Genomic DNA, 17,371 nt, shown 5'->3' on the forward strand with positions numbered 1-17,371 from the left:
GCAGGGTCTTTTTATTATGTCATTTTTTAAGTCAGGAGATTTCATTGAAACATTTGCGTCATTCCTGTCTAGAACCAAACGCGCAAGAGGAACTTTTCATAAAGATCATTTTGAATGATCCGCTTTTGAGAGATGCCTTGCATCGAGCTCGTGACTTGAAATTACCCGATTGTTGGATCGTGTCGGGAGCACTTTATAATACGGTATGGAATGCATTGACGGAGCGGTCGTCGGGATATGGCATCAAAGATATCGATATAGCCTATTTTGATGCCGGTGATTGTTCATGGGGAGCTGAGAGTGAGTTTATCGATAGAGGTGCCATACGATTCGAAGATTTTCCTCTGCCCGTAGAAATACGGAACCAGGCTCGGGTTCATTTGTGGTTTGAGCAACATTTTGGCCAGCCTTATGAACCGCTTTATTCCGCTACGCAATCAATCGAACGATATCCCGCAATTGCACAATGTGTGGGCGCAAGGCTTGAAACAGACGGAACGGTATGTGTTCACGCGCCTTTCGGTCTCAAAGACATTTTTTCATTCCTCTTACGCCCCAATCGTGTCATCGATAACCGCAATACATACAATGTTAAAGCTCAACGCGCGCTTGAGTACTGGCCGGAACTGGTTGTCGAACCATGGGATACGAGCGATGAACTTCAAAGAGAGGAATAGCATGTTTCGTTGGGGTATTCTTTCCACCGCCAAGATTGGCGTCACACAGGTTATTCCGGCACTTTGTGTGTCTGACAATGGTGTTGTTCATGCAATCGCCAGCCGCGATCTGGCGCGTGCCCGCGCTGTGGCGGACCGTTTTGGGGCACCGCTGGCCTTCGGTTCCTATGAAGAGTTGTTGGCAAGCGATGAAGTGGATGGCGTTTATATCCCGTTGCCTACCTCGCAGCACATCGAATGGACACTCAAAGCTGCGCAGGCTGGCAAACACGTGCTTTGCGAAAAGCCGATTGCGCTGAAAGCCGACGACATTGATCAGCTGATTGCAGCCCGCAACAAGCACAAAGTGACAATCGCCGAAGCCTTCATGGTTTATTACCATCTACAATGGATCAAGCTGCGTCATCTTCTCGCTGACGGCGCGATTGGCACGCTGCGCCATGTCCAGGGAGCTTTTAGCTATTTCAACAATGATCCGACCAATATGCGCAATCAGCCGGAACTGGGCGGCGGTGTGCTGCCGGATATTGGCGTTTATCCAACCGTTGTGACGCGCATGGTGACAGAGAAAGAGCCGCTCTCGGTTCAGGCGACGGTCGAGTTCGATCCGAAGTTTGGTACGGATCGTTATGCCAATGTGTCGGCACGCTTTGATGGTTTTGATCTAAGCTTTTATGTTGCCACCCAGCTTGCCGGTCGTCAGACCATGGTTTTTCACGGTGACAAAGGCTTTATCGAAGTGCATGCGCCCTTCAACACCGGCAAATATGGTCATGGCCGCATCACACTTCATAATGCCGGGCATACGGAGGCGACAGAATGGTCATTTTCCGATATAAATCACTATCAGCTTCAGGCCGAAAACTTTGTGCGTGCCACGAAAGGGGAAAGCGTGATGCTGTTTTCTCTGGAAAACTCGAAGGCTAATCAGAAATTTATCGATGCAATATATCGCGCTGGTAAAAGCGACGGCTTTGTGAACGTCTGATTTGTGTGACTGGAACAATTGTCAGGAAGAAATCTTTCTTTGTCAGGCCGCTTGTGACTTGCAGTGAAAAAGACCCTTTCTTATATACGCCTCACACAGGCTTTGATAAAAGGCGGGCGGCTTGAAAAACACTTCCCGACATCACACCTTGAAGCAGGCATTGTGAAATTGATAGGAACCGCTCATGGAACGCTCGGTAGAGGTTTTGGCGGTTTGCTGAATGGAGAGAAATATGGCTAAAGTTATTGGTATCGATCTGGGAACGACCAACTCCTGCGTCGCCGTCATGGACGGAAAAAGCGCGAAGGTCATTGAAAATGCCGAAGGTGCGCGCACCACGCCTTCGATTATCGCTTTCAGCGATAGTGACGAACGCCTCGCTGGTCAGCCTGCGAAGCGTCAGGCGGTCACGAACCCTGAAGGTACTCTGTTTGCCGTAAAGCGCCTGATTGGCCGCCGCTTTGATGACCCAATGGTCACCAAGGACAAGGATCTTGTGCCTTACAAGATCGTCAAGGGCGACAATGGCGATGCCTGGGTTGAAGTTCACGGCAAGAAATATTCCCCATCGCAGGTTTCCGCGATGATCCTTCAGAAGATGAAGGAAACCGCGGAATCTTACCTCGGTGAAACTGTTACGCAGGCCGTTATCACGGTTCCGGCTTACTTCAACGATGCGCAGCGTCAGGCAACCAAGGATGCCGGCAAGATCGCTGGTCTTGAAGTTCTGCGTATCATCAACGAACCAACCGCTGCAGCTCTCGCCTATGGTCTCGACAAGAGCGAAGGCAAGACGATTGCTGTTTACGATCTTGGTGGTGGTACGTTCGACGTGTCGGTTCTCGAAATCGGCGACGGCGTGTTTGAAGTGAAGTCCACCAATGGTGATACCTTCCTCGGTGGTGAAGACTTTGACATGCGTCTGGTCGAATACCTCGTTGCTGAGTTCAAGAAGGAAAGCGGCATCGATCTGAAGAACGACAAGCTTGCTCTGCAGCGCCTGAAGGAAGCTGCTGAAAAGGCAAAGATCGAACTTTCGTCGGCACAGCAGACCGAAATCAACCTGCCGTTCATCACCGCTGACCAGACTGGTCCGAAGCACCTTGCCATCAAGCTTTCGCGTTCGAAGTTCGAAAGCCTGGTTGATGATCTTGTGCAGCGCACGGTCGAGCCATGCAAGGCAGCGCTCAAGGATGCAGGCCTCAAGGCTGGCGACATTGATGAAGTGGTTCTGGTTGGCGGTATGACCCGTATGCCGAAGATCCAGGAAGTCGTGAAGCAGTTCTTCGGTAAGGAACCGCACAAGGGCGTGAACCCGGACGAAGTTGTTGCCATGGGTGCAGCCATTCAGGGCGGCGTTCTGCAGGGCGACGTCAAGGACGTTCTGCTGCTCGACGTAACTCCGCTTTCGCTCGGCATTGAAACGCTCGGTGGCGTGTTCACACGCTTGATCGAACGCAACACCACGATCCCGACCAAGAAGTCGCAGACTTTCTCGACCGCTGAAGACAATCAGTCGGCTGTGACGATCCGCGTCTTCCAGGGCGAACGAGAAATGGCTGCCGACAACAAGATTCTCGGCCAGTTCGACCTCGTTGGCATTCCTCCGGCACCACGCGGCGTTCCGCAGATCGAAGTCACCTTCGACATCGACGCCAACGGTATTGTGAACGTGTCTGCCAAGGACAAGGGCACCGGCAAGGAACACCAGATCCGCATTCAGGCATCGGGTGGTCTTTCGGACGCCGACATCGAAAAGATGGTCAAGGACGCGGAAGCAAACGCGGAAGCTGACAAGCAGCGTCGCGATGCTGTTGAAGCCAAGAACCAGGGTGAAAGCCTCGTTCATTCGTCTGAAAAGTCGCTGAAGGAATATGGTGACAAGGTTTCGGCAGAAGACAAGCAGGCAATCGAAAGCGCAATTGCAGCGCTGAAGACCGCGCTTGAAGGCGACAATGCTGAAGATATCAAGGCGAAGACCCAGACTCTTGCCGAAGCTTCGATGAAGCTTGGTCAGGCCATGTACGAAGCAGCACAGGCTGCGGAAGAAGGTGGTGCTGCCGGTGCTGAGCAGGCTTCTTCAAACGACGATGTCGTTGACGCCGATTATGAAGAAATCGACGACGACAAGAAAAAGTCGTAAGCCTTGTCCGTAAACGCTCAAGCCCGGGTCATTCCCGGGCTTTTGCGGCCTTTCGGGACGGTTGCACCGGACGGACAAAATTGACAACAGTCCAGCAGATCCGCTTTGAGCGATCTGCGCCAAATGGGACCGTGGAGCCGCATTTCTTGCGCTCGCTCCTGCCGTCGGGATAACGAACGATGAAGATCGATTATTACGAAGCTCTGGGTGTGGAGCGAACAGCAGACGATAAGGTGCTCAAAAGCGCTTTTCGCAAGCTGGCTATGGAATATCATCCGGATCGCAATCCGAATAATCCGGATGCTGAACGCAAGTTCAAGGAAATCGGCGAAGCCTATGAAACGCTCAAAGATCCGCAGAAGCGTGCAGCCTATGACCGTTACGGTCATGCAGCCTTTGAAAATGGCGGTATGGGCAATGGTTTTGGCGGTGGCGGCTTTGGTGGCGCTGGTGGTTTCTCCGATATTTTCGAAGATATTTTTGGCGAGATGATGGGTGGCGGTCGCCGCCGCTCCAATGGCGGCCGCGAACGTGGTGCCGATCTTCGCTACAATATGGAAGTCAGCCTGGAAGAAGCCTATTCCGGCAAGGCCGCACAGATTCGTGTGCCGACTTCTATTACCTGTGATGAATGTTCCGGCTCTGGCGCCAAGGCTGGCTCACAGCCGACCACCTGTAGCATGTGCTCCGGCTCTGGCCGTGTGCGCGCATCGCAGGGCTTCTTCTCGGTTGAACGCACCTGCCCAACCTGTAATGGTCGTGGCCAGATCATCAAGGACCCATGCGGCAAGTGTCACGGTCAGGGCCGTGTGACGCAGGAGCGCTCACTTTCGGTCAATATTCCGGCAGGCATTGAAGACGGAACGCGCATTCGTCTGGCTGGCGAAGGTGAAGCGGGAACGCGCGGCGGACCGTCGGGCGATCTTTATATTTTCCTGTCAGTCAAACCGCATGAATTCTTCCAGCGCGATGGTGCCGATCTTTATTGCAAAGTGCCAATCTCAATGACCACGGCTGCTCTTGGCGGTGACTTTGAGGTTTCCACGCTGGATGGCACACAAACACGCGTGAAAGTGCCGGAAGGCACACAGAACGCCAAGCAATTCCGCCTCAAAGGCAAGGGCATGCCGGTTTTGCGCCAGCAGGCCGTGGGTGATCTTTATATCCAGATCGACATTGAGACGCCGCAGAATCTGTCCAAGCGGCAGCGCGAGCTGCTTGAGGAGTTTGAACAGCTCTCATCCAAAGAGAATAGCCCCAAATCGTCAGGCTTCTTCTCGCGGATGAAGGAGTTTTTCGAAGGTATAGGTGAGTAAAAAAAGGGAGCCGAATGGCTCCCTTTTTTTACGCCTCGCCCTGATCCTGTCCTGCTTAAATAATTTAAGAGGGTAGTCTGGCCGCAAATAGGATGATCTCTGCGGTCTTTTAACCGTATAAATGCACTATAACGGCTAAAAGTATTGCCGTTTGGCATTTTGGCCGCACAAATGACACTCTGCTCGTTGAAAATGCCGCATCGCGCTTTCCAAAAATAAGTTTTGATTTTCGGGCCGATACGGTAACTTGTCTGATAACGACAGTGGGAGCAATTGGAATGGCAGTGCAGCTCGGCAGGAAACTGGCCGCTAAGTTCGATGAGGAAATCCGTTTTTTCAAAGGCTGGATAGACGGACCGAAAGCGGTCGGCGCGATATTGCCGACAAGCTCGATTACGGCGCGACGCATGGCGAGCGTCATTGATACCAAATCAGGCCTGCCTGTTCTTGAACTCGGACCGGGCACCGGTGTTATCACCAAAGCCATTCTTGCGCATGGCGTGAAGCCGGCCGATCTTTACTGCGTTGAATATTCGTCGGATTTTGTCGAGCATCTCAGCAAGACTTACCCTGATGTAAACATCATTCATGGCGATGTGTTTGATCTTGACCTGGCGCTTGGCGAGATGAAAGATCAGAAATTCGACAGTATTGTTTCCGCTGTTCCCATGCTGAATTTTCCTATGGAAAGCCGCATTCGGCTGATGGAAAGCCTGTTGTCGCGTCTGCCGCGCGGCCGTCCGCTCATACAGATTACCTATGGCCCGCGTCCGCCGGTGCCTGCGGGCAAGGGCAATTACATCGTGCAGCATTACGACTTTGTCGTGCGCAATGTGCCGCCTGCGCAGCTCTGGGTCTATCGCAGCCCGCTCGTCTAAATTCCCACGGAGCAAGCAATTCTATGACAGCAAAAATTCTGGTTTTTGCCGGTTCTATCCGCAAGGGAGCCTTTTCGGGCCATATGGCAGATGCGGCTGAAAAAGAACTCGAAAAACAGGGTGCGAAGGTCACACATCTTTCGCTGGCCGATTATCCAATGCCGATGATGAATGAGGATCTGGAAGCCGAAGAAGGCATTCCCGAAAATGCCATGAAACTTGGCCGCCTCTTGGCCGAGCATGACGGGCTGATGATCTGTTCGCCGGAATATAATGCATCGATCCCGCCGCTTCTTAAAAACACAATCGACTGGATCAGCCGCATTTCAAAGGATGGGGACAAGCCGCTCAAGCCTTATGCGGGGTTGACGGTCGGGCTTTGCTCAACCTCCAACGGTGCTTTTGCGGGAATGCGCGGGCTCTATCATTTGCGCGCCGTGTTGATGGCTGTTGGAACGCAGGTTGTCACCGAACAATGTTCGGTCAGCGGTGCTGCCGATGCCTTCCATGATGATGGGACGCTCAAAAACGAACGTCAGGCACAGATGCTGAGCGCTGTTTGCAAAAGTCTGATCAAGCATTCGGTTCATCCGGGCCGCTGATAATCCGTACTATCCGCATATTTCAGGGCGCGGTATCTTTCGTACCGCGCCCTGTTGTGCGAATAAATCAGAAATCACAGCGGAGAATAGCATGACGACGAAAGATTTGCGGGATCGCCTGATCGTGGGCCTCGATGTGCCGACCATTGCTGAAGCGGAGACAGTGGTCGAAGAACTCGGCGATGCAGTCACTTTCTATAAGATCGGCTATCAGCTTGTGTTTGCTGGCGGGCTTGATTTCGCAAAAAGCCTGATTGCGGCAAAGAAAAAAGTCTTTCTCGACATGAAGCTCTTGGACATCGACAACACCATCGCCAAGGGCGTGGAAAATGTTGCGAAGATGGGCGTTTCGATGCTCACGCTGCATGCTTATCCAAAAGCCATGCGCTCGGCTGTGCAAGCGGTGAAAGGCTCTGATCTCTGCCTGCTTGGCGTGACGGTCCTGACCTCGATGGATGAGGCGGATCTCAAAGAAGCGGGCTATTCCGATACACCGGAGGCGCTGGTTTTGAAGCGTGCCGAGCAAGCGCGTGATGCGGGCATGGGCGGGATTGTGGCTTCGGCCGCCGAAGCTTTTGCGATCCGCCAGGCGATCGGCTCTGAGATGGCTGTTGTCACACCGGGCATTCGCCCGGCAGGCAGCGACAAGGGCGACCAGAAGCGCGTCATGACGCCTGCCGATGCGCTGAAAGCCGGTGCAAGCCATCTCGTCGTTGGGCGCCCGATCGTGAGCGCCAGTGATCGCCGGGCTTCAGCCCTTGCCATTTTGGAAGAAATGAAGTCGGCTCTATAAGTTGCTGGAGGAGAAAACAATGACCAAAGCCTATTGGATTGCCCGTGTGGATGCCCGTGATACGGAGCGCTACAAGGATTATGTTTCCACTGCCAAGCCAGCTTTTGAGCGCTATGGCGCGAAGTTTATCGCGCGGGGCGGTAAGGCTGAAGCCGTCGAAGGACCGGGCCGGGCCCGCAATGTCATCATCGAATTTGAAACGATGCAGCACGCACTCGATTGTTATAATTCGCCCGAATATCAGGCGGCAAAAGCCATCCGCCAGACTGTGGCGGACGGCGAAATCGTCATTGTTGAAGGGGTTTGACCTTCAAAGCCTGACCGGTGGGTCGTGACGACCGCTGACTGACAGATCAAGCAAAACGACTTTGCCCGCATGCGGATCCGCATTGCGGGCATTTTCATTCATGCCCTCATATGCGCTGGTGACAATCAGCACAGAGGCGTCCGCACCGATAAAGGCCGGGCAGGTCGGCTGCGTAACCGGCAATTTTATTGAGCGGATCAGACGCCCTTGCGGCGAATAGGCATTGAGCGCACTCCCACCCCAGCAGGCATTCCACAGCGTGCCTTCCGCGTCCACCACCGAGCCATCAACCCCACCATCTTCTACGCGATGATGAAACACGCTCTTTTCAGAAGTGGGCAGACCGGTTTCGGGATCGGTATCAACCCGCCAGATAATATTGCGGTCGGTATCTGCAAAATAGGCGATCCTGCCATCGGGTGAAAAGCAGATCGAATTGGTGATCGTGATGCCGGAGAAAAGCTTTTTTACCTGCCCTTCGCGATACCACCAGATTGCACCCGCATCTTTCTCGGCTTTCTTGCCCATGGTTCCGATCCAGAAGGAACCGGATGGGTGCACACGCGCATCATTGGAGCGCGTTATGTCATTCTCAGCTTCCAGCGGGTGATGCAGCGTCAGGCGTCCATTTGCGCGCTCGCGTACGAACAGGCCATGTTCGCTGACAATCAGCTGGCGTTGACGATCAATGACCGCAAGAGCACTGGCTTTCATACCAAGATCATGCGTGCGCACTTCACCGCTGTCGTCTCTCTCAATAAGCCGCTGCCCCAGAATATCGAACCACCAGCATTGCGCGGTCAGTGGATCATAACCCGGACCTTCGCCCAACTCTGCAATATGGTCGGCAAATATGGTTGTCTTGACTGCGCTCACCTGCTCCTCCCGATTTTGGTGACCGTCAGCATAATCAAGCGCAGGGCTGCGATCCAGCTACAAATATTTGTGTAAGCAGAAAGGACTATATTGCTTGTTGAATCCGTTTTAAGTTCCGGCAACTAAGAATCGCGAGGAAATCATGTCGCTAAAAGTTGCGGTCCAGATGGACCATATCAGCACGGTCAATATTGCAGGTGACACCACCTTTGCTCTGTCGCTTGAAGCGCAGAAGCGCGGCCACGAACTCTACCACTATACACCTGACCGGCTTTCCATGCGTGACGGCGTTGTTTCGGCGCGACTTGAGACGCTGGAAGTGCGCGACATCAAGGGCGATCATTTCACGCTTGGCGAGCCTGTGCGCCGTGACATGACTGATATGGATGTGGTGCTGCTGCGTCAGGACCCGCCATTCGACATGAATTACATCACCAATACGCATCTGTTGGAGCGTATCCATCCAAAGACGCTGGTGGTGAATGACCCGGCATGGGTGCGCAACAGCCCGGAAAAGATTTTCGTCACCGAGTTTCCGGATCTGATGCCGGAAACACTGATCACCAAAGACCCGCAAGAGGTTATGGATTTTCGCCGCGAGTTTGGCGACATTATTTTGAAGCCGCTTTATGGCAATGGCGGTGCAGGCGTGTTCCATCTGGCCGATGGCGACCGCAACCTCACTTCGCTTCTCGAAATGTTCGGCCAGCTCTTCAAAGAGCCGTTCATTGCGCAGCGTTATCTCAAGGATGTGCGCTCAGGCGACAAACGCATCATTTTGATTGACGGCGAGCCGGTGGGTGCAATCAACCGTGTGCCTTCGGAAAGCGACGCACGCTCCAACATGCATGTTGGTGGCCGTGCAGAGCAAAGCAAGCTGACTGCGCGCGAGCAGGAAATCTGCGCGCGCATTGGCCCGTCGCTCAAGGAACGTGGATTTATTCTCGTCGGCATCGACGTGATCGGGGATTACATGACCGAGATCAATGTGACCTCGCCAACAGGCATTCGCGAAATTGAGCGCTTTGACGGCACCAATATTGCAGCGCTCTTCTGGGACGCTGTTGAAGCCAAGCGTAAATAAGATCACATCTTAAAGATGATAATGATAGGGCCGGTCTGACACAATCAGACTGGCCCTTTCTCTTGATTGCATTCACTGAAAATGCTTAAATCTTTTGGTTGTATTTAAGCACTTGCTCACTTTATAGCTGTGCTGCGTGTTATGCGGGGGCATATGGTAGCGCGCGTTGGAACGGTTGCCTTTCAAGGCATAGAGGCGGTGCCTGTCGATGTGCAGGTGATGGTGGCGCCGGGAAAAATGGGCATGTCGATATATGGGCTAATTAATATTATTTCACCAAGCGCCTATACCGACTTCAATCGTCGATGTTACATTTTATATCGCAACTCATGGTTTAGAAGACTGAAGATTTTCTGTGACCATTGGTAACCAGAGGAAGCCTTCTTAGCGTTAGAAAAGCCCTTTTTAATAGCATCGGCGCTTGCGGTCGGCAGGACACCACTAACCTTGTCACGAACGGTTTGTATGGTTTCAGACGAAGGCAGATCGTCACAATATTGATTTATTCGGCCAAGCATAAGGCTTAGTTCCAGTAAATTCGATTCCGCCAGCGGCAAGAGCGACGTAGCAGCCTGTATCCGCGACGAAAACCGCTTCGCTTTCACTTCCATCGCACGCCAATCAGGTGTCTTCTCCTTTGCGAGAACGCATCCGTCGTGAACTTCCGCCAGCATAGGGGCGATTTTATCGGCGTCAGTTGGCGGGAGCAGCTGTGCAGTTCGGCGCTCTAATATTCTGATAGTGGCTAAGATACTGTCTGGATCGACCTGTGCAATCCAACCGAATTCTCCGAGAATCAACTCGATAGACGCCCAGAGGTCTGCACCGTAGTAACCAAGTTCCAAGGCGGCAATCAGTCGCTCTCGGTCAGGTTTTGCAGTCTCCAACTTCATCTGTGGATAGTGAGCGTTAAAGACCTCAGGATTTAGTATCAGACCAGCGACGATCTCATCCCAATAAAGAAGCGAGACTGAAAACCGGCCCTGTGCAACTCGCTGGTCGGATAGGTTGCGCACCTGCTGCTGTAGTTTGGCATCATGTTCCGCAGTCGTGGCAATAAACAAGGTGACAAGCTGCCCTTCGAATTTATCGGCTTTTTCAATCTCCTCGAGAACATCACTGGTACCCAACTTTTTAACGCGCTTGCATTGGATACCGATTGGCCTGCCGATTTCATCCGGCCCTAAGATGTCGACCCCTTGTTGCTGTTGACCCGTTCGACCATTCTTTTGAAGCGTAGAGCTTTTCCATCTTTGTGCCATCGCGTCGCGAACGATGGTTTCGAAATCTTGCCAGTTTCTTGGCAATGGTAGTTCAAGACTGGTTACTGAGGGCATAAATCCTCCGAGTAAGGGCGATTGGAGCGAGCCTATGCGATTAGTCGCTGCCTATAGGACATTCAATTGCAAAAAACACATCGGCGTTAATCGCCATGCAATATTGCCCCAGAGGGGGGCTGCTTTGGATGAACATTGACAATTAAACCTTATTGGGGTGCTCCTAGCTATGGGACTCCCGCATCAGCCTAGACAGTGATCCCCACAAGCGACGTAGTGTTTGATAGAGCGGTTGCCCACTTTTGAGAGTTGAACACATGTTGCGAATCATGAATTGCCTTTCATAGGCTTACAGCGGATAAAACATCACTTGTAAACTATATGAAATGGTCGCCGACCACGATGTTGATGTTATATGTGGTGTTGTGCGTGCTCAGGGAAATCTGGTTCAAATTTCTGAGCGATGAACTTATACTTCTGAGTTGGTTCCGCGACTAGAACTGCAAGGCATACGATAGAGCGAGACCATAAAAATTAGCTGCATATTAAAAGTGTAAATCTTAGATGAGTAATAAATGGGAGCCGTCTTGGTGGGGGCGACGTTTCACAGGAGCGCGTGACTGGAGTTTAATCCAGCACGAACTTGAGCTGTCGCTAACATTAGATGGCCACTCATACAGCGTCTCTATTGAGGACGAAAATTCTTATCAGGTGAGATCAGGCCTATTTTGGACATCTATCACCTTAAATTCAGGTCAGTTTGGCGCTCTGGAAGTTGGTGGCTTGCCAAATACCCAAAGCAAGACACTGATTGCTGCATTGGAACACATTCTTTATGAGGTTCGCATCCGTGAAAAGGTGAAATTCCTTCAAGGGGAACAAAAGCTAATTTCTGAATGGCTTCGGGAAAAAAGAGAGCGGGAGACTGAGGCCGAACATCAACACAGGTGGTTAACGCATGAGGTGCAGATCGCGATTGAAGAGGCTCGTCCTACGATCAATGATCGTGCCTTCCGAAAATATATTAAGGATTTCGGTGTTCAAGAGAGGCTTGGAAAGCAAGCACTGACTACACTAGAGTTATCTTTAACCCTTTGGGAAATCGATCACCGTCCCTTTTGGGCAGCAATGAATGCGCTCCACACTGAGAATGAGCTGGAAGCCTGCAAGCACCTGTTCGGTCGGGTGGAAAGCAAGCCGCTGACTGAAGACCAAGCCCGCGCAGTGATATGCTTCGATAACCGCGTGCTGGTAGTGGCATCGGCGGGGTCAGGCAAGACATCAACCATGGTGGCAAAAGCCGCGTACGCCATTCATAGAGGGTATGCGCCGTCAGACCGCATTGTCCTCCTGGCATTCAACAAACAGGCAGCAGAGGAACTGAAGGAGCGAGCCGCTAAGTCATTCGAACGACTTGGTATGGATGGAATATCCGTTGAGGCTTCAACGTTTCATGCCCTCGGCCTTCGGATCATAGGGAAGGCTACAGGAAAAAAACCGGACATCCCGGATTGGGCTATCGATACAGCCAGTGGTCTACGCAAGTTGGCCGAATTGATTGATCGGCTCAAGGATAGTTCAGTTGCCTTCCGAGAGCAGTGGGACCTCTTTCGTTTCGTATATGCTCAGGATTTGCCTAAGTTTGGCTTATCTGGATCGGTCGACGTTTGGGACGAACAGGGTAACGGGCTGATCCTTACGGCGGATGGGACGAGAGTTCGCAGCCAAGAAGAGGCGATGATCGCAAACTGGCTTTTCTATAATGGTGTAAGCTATGTGTATGAGGGAGTCTACGAATTCGACACCGCTGACGCTACCCACCGCCAATACCGCCCAGATTTTTACTATCCCGATATTGAGCTGTACCATGAGCATTTTGCGCTCGATGCGCAGGGAAATGCACCGCCGCACTTCAAGGATTACTTGTCCGGGGTGGAATGGAAACGCAAACTGCATGTTGAGCGTGGTACGTCATTCATTGAAACAACCTCTCATCAGATCAGATCCGTCAGTGGTTTTGAACATCTGGCGGCAGAATTGGCAAAACGAGGCGTCGAACTTGATCCGAATCCAGACCGCAGGATCCCTGAAGGAGGGCAGAAGCCGATGCCCTCCGAAGAACTCACAGGCCTTATTCGTGTTTTTATCAGCCATACCAAAAGTAATAGTCTGACGGTTTCGGCCCTGCGGGAGCGATTGGACGCGATGTCCGGAGATACCTTTAAACTCCGCTATTGGATGTTTCTGGATATTGTTGCCCCCATCCTGAACGCGTGGGATGCAGCGTTGGTTGCAGGGGGCGGCATCGATTTTGAGGATATGCTCAATCTTGCAGCTGAGTATCTTGAAAAGGGGCAGGTCGAGGAAAATTACGAACTGGTGATGGCAGATGAATTCCAAGATGCCTCACGGGCACGAGCGCGCCTGTGCCGGGCTTTAGTGCAAAAATCCAATCGATTTTTCTTTGCCGTTGGCGATGACTGGCAATCCATCAATCGGTTCGCTGGAGCCGACGTATCAGTAATGACGGGATTTCAAGACTGGTTTGGTCATGGGCAACTGCTCAAGCTGGAGCAGACATTTCGCTGCCCTCAAGAGCTATGTGATATATCAAGCAGGTTTGTTTCCAAAAATCCGGCCCAAATTCATAAGGTGGTGCGATCTATTAAGCCCACCGGGGGACCGGTACTTCAGACCTTGCAGGTGGACAGCAAAGAAAAGCTTGCCGATGCAATCACCCGTTATTTGGAGCAACTAGTTGAGAGGGTTCGAAACGGCACCATAAAATCTAGCGCGAACGGGAAGATATCAGTCTATATCTTGGGCCGCTACAACGCCGACCGGCAATATATGCCGACGCGTAAGTCTCGCTTCGGACACTACTTAGACGTGTCGTTTCTTACAATTCATCGTTCCAAGGGGAGCGAGGCTGATTATATCATCCTACCTGAGATGGTTAGTACTTCACGGGGCCGGAGTTTCCCAAACAATCGGGCAGATGATCCGGTTTTGACATTAGCTATGCCAGCAGGAGATGATTATCCCGAAAGCGAAGAACGGCGCCTGTTCTATGTAGCGTTGACCCGTGCTCGATGTGGTGTAGCTATGTTTACTGTGCAAGGGAATTGCTCGACCTTCTTAAGGGAACTCCAGAAAGAAGGGGCCGTGGCAATCACCACCCTTGATGGGAGGGCCGTCCAAGAGGAGAGATGCCCGTCCTGTAAACAGGGAGCTTTGATTATGAGGACCGGTCGTTACGGTGAGTTTCGATCCTGTTCAAATTTTCCTGTATGCCGTTACAAGCCCAAGAGAAAGTACGTCGGCGACAAACGCTAACGGTTGCAGTTAATAGAATTGTAATAATTCTAATCTCCATTTGTTTCTTAATCAAACTATAGGAAGTTAATCACCCAAAATACCAATATGGAAAGCTAATATTTTCGATATATGGGCTAATTAAAGTTAAGTAATTTCGGTAAACCGTTATGTTTTGGTGAGCTTAATTAGCTTGTTATTGACGGGACAACGCTAGTTTTGAAAGTGAAATTAATTCGTCTATCCAAGCATCGTCTAGCTTTTCCGCATGAAGGATAAGGCTCCGAAGTTTCAGACGACGCTCTGATCTAGTATCTGCGGTCATTTCATCTGACCACCCGAAAAGATAATTGGGTTCTACTTCAAGAGAATGACTGAGCGAAACGACTGCGTCATAAGACGGCTTGTTTACTCCAGATTCCAATTTACTGAGCGTGATTGTTGATAGTCCGGACTTCAACGCCAATTCTTCCTGCGTTAATCCGAAAGATCTTCTCACAGTTTTAAGGCGTTCGCCAAAGCTTCGCGCGGTAGTCGGGATGGAGCGTGTACTCGTCATACATATCTGATGTGACAAGGAACAGCACAAAAGAATATCCATATGTATTATATTTTCGTTGAAACTAGTATAATTATATCATAGTTTCCAGAAACTTATCCATTGGTATGGGTTCAGTCAGGCTTCCATCTTTTTTGGGGGGAGCGAAACCGTTTTTCTCGAGAAGGGGAGATTATAGTGAAATCTGGGGTAACTGCATTCTTGCTGTGGTGTTGTGGTTTTATTGGCCTCTGCGGATTACACCGCTTTTATTTAGGTAGACCATGGACCGCCGTGCTTTGGCTTTGTACGCTTGGCTTGCTCGGTATTGGACAACTAATTGATCTCTTCATGCTCGGATCAATGGTTCGACAAGCAAATATATTGAATGGACTAGCGCGTGCGTCAGCAAGTGTATCCAATCACAACGTCGTTGCACCTGTCATTCATGTTAACGTGGATCATAAGAAACCGTCGTCCTGATAGGAGGCAGGATTGCTAAAATCCGCCGAAACCAAATGTGACGAGTATGAAAATGGCTTGAAAACTAGAATTCGGAGTGGTTTGGGGCTTTCCTTGCTAGTGTTGCTGTTGGGAGCAGCAGAGCCTCCGATTCAGGTGGAACTAAAGAGCTCCAGCTTGAGGCAAGCTGTGAATAAAATTTTACACGATAACAAGGCGTGCATTGCAATAGATGACGGATGCATCTCTTGCGCATTGAACGATAGCGAGTTGGTTTGTTCGACGCCTAGAATTGCGTGTATTGCTCATGAGTTCAAATGCTCGATGACATCGAGGGGCCATATTGAAGAAGAGATAAGCAAATGAGAACTCCCTTGGTTTCCACGGTGTGCGTGATATCGCTATTCATCGGTCATCTCTCCCCGGTTTACGCTGAAAAAAAGCGTTTAGATAAGCTGGATCGGAAAACAGAGGTGTATCTTCAACGAGGATTGAACGACGCAGATTCCAGATGTCTAACGTACATTCTCAAGAAATTACGCAAAGAAGATACCAAACAATGGTACATTAGCTTTGATGAACCTGATCAAGAAGGTGTTGAATTTGGTGCAGCGGATTCCGATTCGAATTATTCATGCGAAAATGGTCAACTTGTAAGCTATGAGATCGGCGAAAAAGAGGTAATCAAAAGCTTCAGATAGTCGGGATTGCCAGCTTATCTCTGAAATACCACCTCGAGTATTACAATTGAGAACTGTACTCAGGCAATATTCTGATGTCGGATGCTATGTCCGGTTCGTGGGTGTTAAAAGGTATGAATTTAGCCGTATATGTAGCGATTTTCGAAGGAGCATAAGCAGTGGGGTCATATGACTCGATACGCTCAATATGTACATCACGAAAATCAAAGTTCTCAGACATATCACTCTTTAATATATTTGATATGGATTGATCCAAATCGATATTGATAACTGGATTAGATATCCAGATTGAGTGTACATGGAGGTTGGTAATATCACCGCTGTATGACCAGAACTTGGTATTGTTTACATCGGAACACATTATTACTAGCGGTGAGCCGTTAGCATTTTTCATAAAATTACGTCCTAACCTCTCTCGACATATTAAGTTGTACAAGAACCTTACATTTTTAAAGTTTCTCTCATTGATCTGATGGTGAGATGACGGCAGTAATTGATATCTACGTATCATCTTCTGAATATCAAAATTGAAGGTGATGAAATATCCGTATCTCTCAACTAATTCTTTTGTATTGATTTGCATATTATTGCAAATGTAGCAATTTGCATATTGATTAACTGTATCGTCTATCCATTTAGCGTATTCATTTAATAAAGTAATATTATTCAAATTATTCATCCTTATATAATAGTAATTTAAATCTGCTGCCCGAGAAAAAGGGAGAAGTTGTAAATTCGTATAATCGTAGGCATAAATGCGAAGGTATTTACACGACGGGTAAGCCTGCTGATATTGTTTCGTGAAGTATTTATTCTATACGAGCACTAAGGAGACTCTCTCCTGAATTTTTTTCTGATTTTTCTACCAGTATCTATGATGTGTCATGGCGGTTAGTAACCTGTCTGGCAAACTATTACCAAACGGCAGGTATCGTGCGGGAAGTGATTTGAGAGACGGGAACCGCAATCGCGAGGGTAGGAACAGATTCGTGCCTCTTGTGCCGGTTGCGGTAGAATGATCAATGCTATTATGTCGGAATCGTTTTCTTTAATGGAAATGCTGTACTTCCCTCGCGGAGGGATAACTTGCGCACATCGGAAGGTATTGAACGTGGGGCTTTATACCAGTCTGCAGAAGGCGAAAAGCGAAGAAGATGTCAAGGATGCCTACATCAAAGTTCTCGGACTAAAAAGCTACTCCAAGAACATCATTGATATCCAAACAAAAGAAGTTTGGTTTGAGGCGAAGGCCAACGGTTCTTGGACCTTTTATGAGATGTTCACTCAGTTGCTTCACTATGTGTGGACTTGCCCTTATTTAGTGGAGAGGTTCTGTCATTAATTTACGGTTCGCCGTCTCGAACTGCACCGGCGATTTATACCCGAGGGCAGAATGTCTTCTGATGGGATTATA

At 50.1% G+C, this 17,371-nt stretch carries 16 protein-coding genes and 1 pseudogene; 14 read left to right on the forward strand and 3 right to left on the reverse strand.

The genetic code is table 11. From position 1 onward, the window contains the following. Positions 1-44 precede the first annotated feature (44 nt). From ABE530_RS15650 to ABE530_RS15685, 8 genes are all read left to right on the forward strand, one after another. Complete coding sequence (locus ABE530_RS15650) at positions 45-677, forward strand: nucleotidyltransferase family protein (protein WP_499695115.1); 633 nt, start codon at positions 45-47, stop codon at positions 675-677. Between the two features lies 1 nt (position 678). Then, the gene (locus ABE530_RS15655; RefSeq protein WP_499695116.1) at positions 679-1,665 is read left to right on the forward strand and encodes a Gfo/Idh/MocA family protein; all 987 of its coding nucleotides are present in this window, start codon (positions 679-681) and stop codon (positions 1,663-1,665) included. A gap of 232 nt (positions 1,666-1,897) precedes the next feature. Continuing rightward, positions 1,898-3,808: a molecular chaperone DnaK gene (gene dnaK, locus ABE530_RS15660; RefSeq protein WP_265982503.1), complete on the forward strand. Its 1,911-nt coding sequence runs from the start codon at positions 1,898-1,900 to the stop codon at positions 3,806-3,808. 179 nt (positions 3,809-3,987) lie between these two features. Beyond that, entirely contained in the window at positions 3,988-5,124 is a 1,137-nt protein-coding gene (dnaJ, locus tag ABE530_RS15665) for a molecular chaperone DnaJ (protein ID WP_265982505.1), read from the forward strand. Positions 5,125-5,402: 278 nt separating this feature from the next. Beyond that, on the forward strand, positions 5,403-6,002 hold the full coding sequence (pmtA, locus tag ABE530_RS15670; RefSeq protein ID WP_265982506.1) for a phospholipid N-methyltransferase PmtA: 600 nt from the start codon (positions 5,403-5,405) through the stop codon (positions 6,000-6,002). 23 nt (positions 6,003-6,025) lie between these two features. Further along, entirely contained in the window at positions 6,026-6,604 is a 579-nt protein-coding gene (locus tag ABE530_RS15675) for an NADPH-dependent FMN reductase (RefSeq protein WP_499695117.1), read from the forward strand. Positions 6,605-6,695: 91 nt separating this feature from the next. Then, complete coding sequence (pyrF, locus tag ABE530_RS15680; RefSeq protein ID WP_499695118.1) at positions 6,696-7,397, forward strand: orotidine-5'-phosphate decarboxylase; 702 nt, start codon at positions 6,696-6,698, stop codon at positions 7,395-7,397. 19 nt (positions 7,398-7,416) lie between these two features. Further along, positions 7,417-7,704: a DUF1330 domain-containing protein gene (locus tag ABE530_RS15685; protein WP_007872716.1), complete on the forward strand. Its 288-nt coding sequence runs from the start codon at positions 7,417-7,419 to the stop codon at positions 7,702-7,704. Between the two features lie 3 nt (positions 7,705-7,707). Here the strand turns inward: ABE530_RS15685 and ABE530_RS15690 are convergent, their stop codons facing one another. Next, the gene (locus ABE530_RS15690; protein ID WP_499695119.1) at positions 7,708-8,580 is read right to left on the reverse strand and encodes an SMP-30/gluconolactonase/LRE family protein; all 873 of its coding nucleotides are present in this window, start codon (positions 8,578-8,580) and stop codon (positions 7,708-7,710) included. A 142-nt stretch (positions 8,581-8,722) separates the two neighbouring features. Here ABE530_RS15690 and gshB point away from each other — a divergent pair, with 142 nt between their 5' ends. Next, complete coding sequence (gshB, locus tag ABE530_RS15695; protein WP_265982515.1) at positions 8,723-9,664, forward strand: glutathione synthase; 942 nt, start codon at positions 8,723-8,725, stop codon at positions 9,662-9,664. Between the two features lie 153 nt (positions 9,665-9,817). Next, positions 9,818-9,925 (forward strand): annotated as a pseudogene (locus ABE530_RS15700) (magnesium chelatase domain-containing protein); the annotation flags it as partial. A gap of 47 nt (positions 9,926-9,972) precedes the next feature. On the opposite strand, the gene ABE530_RS15705 reads toward ABE530_RS15700, so the two are convergent. Further along, complete coding sequence (locus ABE530_RS15705) at positions 9,973-11,001, reverse strand: hypothetical protein (protein ID WP_499695120.1); 1,029 nt, start codon at positions 10,999-11,001, stop codon at positions 9,973-9,975. A gap of 504 nt (positions 11,002-11,505) precedes the next feature. Here ABE530_RS15705 and ABE530_RS15710 point away from each other — a divergent pair. Next, positions 11,506-14,277: a UvrD-helicase domain-containing protein gene (locus ABE530_RS15710; protein ID WP_499695121.1), complete on the forward strand. Its 2,772-nt coding sequence runs from the start codon at positions 11,506-11,508 to the stop codon at positions 14,275-14,277. Positions 14,278-14,452: 175 nt separating this feature from the next. Here ABE530_RS15710 and ABE530_RS15715 read toward each other — a convergent pair whose 3' ends face one another. Further along, positions 14,453-14,857: a helix-turn-helix domain-containing protein gene (locus ABE530_RS15715; protein WP_499695122.1), complete on the reverse strand. Its 405-nt coding sequence runs from the start codon at positions 14,855-14,857 to the stop codon at positions 14,453-14,455. Between the two features lie 135 nt (positions 14,858-14,992). Between ABE530_RS15715 and ABE530_RS15720 the strand changes: the two genes are divergently transcribed. From ABE530_RS15720 to ABE530_RS15730, 3 genes are all read left to right on the forward strand, one after another. Further along, the gene (locus tag ABE530_RS15720) at positions 14,993-15,277 is read left to right on the forward strand and encodes a TM2 domain-containing protein (RefSeq protein ID WP_499695123.1); all 285 of its coding nucleotides are present in this window, start codon (positions 14,993-14,995) and stop codon (positions 15,275-15,277) included. A gap of 341 nt (positions 15,278-15,618) precedes the next feature. After that, on the forward strand, positions 15,619-15,957 hold the full coding sequence (locus ABE530_RS15725) for a hypothetical protein (RefSeq protein ID WP_499695124.1): 339 nt from the start codon (positions 15,619-15,621) through the stop codon (positions 15,955-15,957). Between the two features lie 1,015 nt (positions 15,958-16,972). Beyond that, complete coding sequence (locus ABE530_RS15730) at positions 16,973-17,299, forward strand: hypothetical protein (protein ID WP_499695128.1); 327 nt, start codon at positions 16,973-16,975, stop codon at positions 17,297-17,299. The last annotated feature ends 72 nt before the right edge of the window (positions 17,300-17,371 follow it).

Source organism: Brucella sp. TWI559 (genome assembly GCF_039674265.1).
Lineage (GTDB): Bacteria > Pseudomonadota > Alphaproteobacteria > Rhizobiales > Rhizobiaceae > Brucella > Brucella chromiisoli.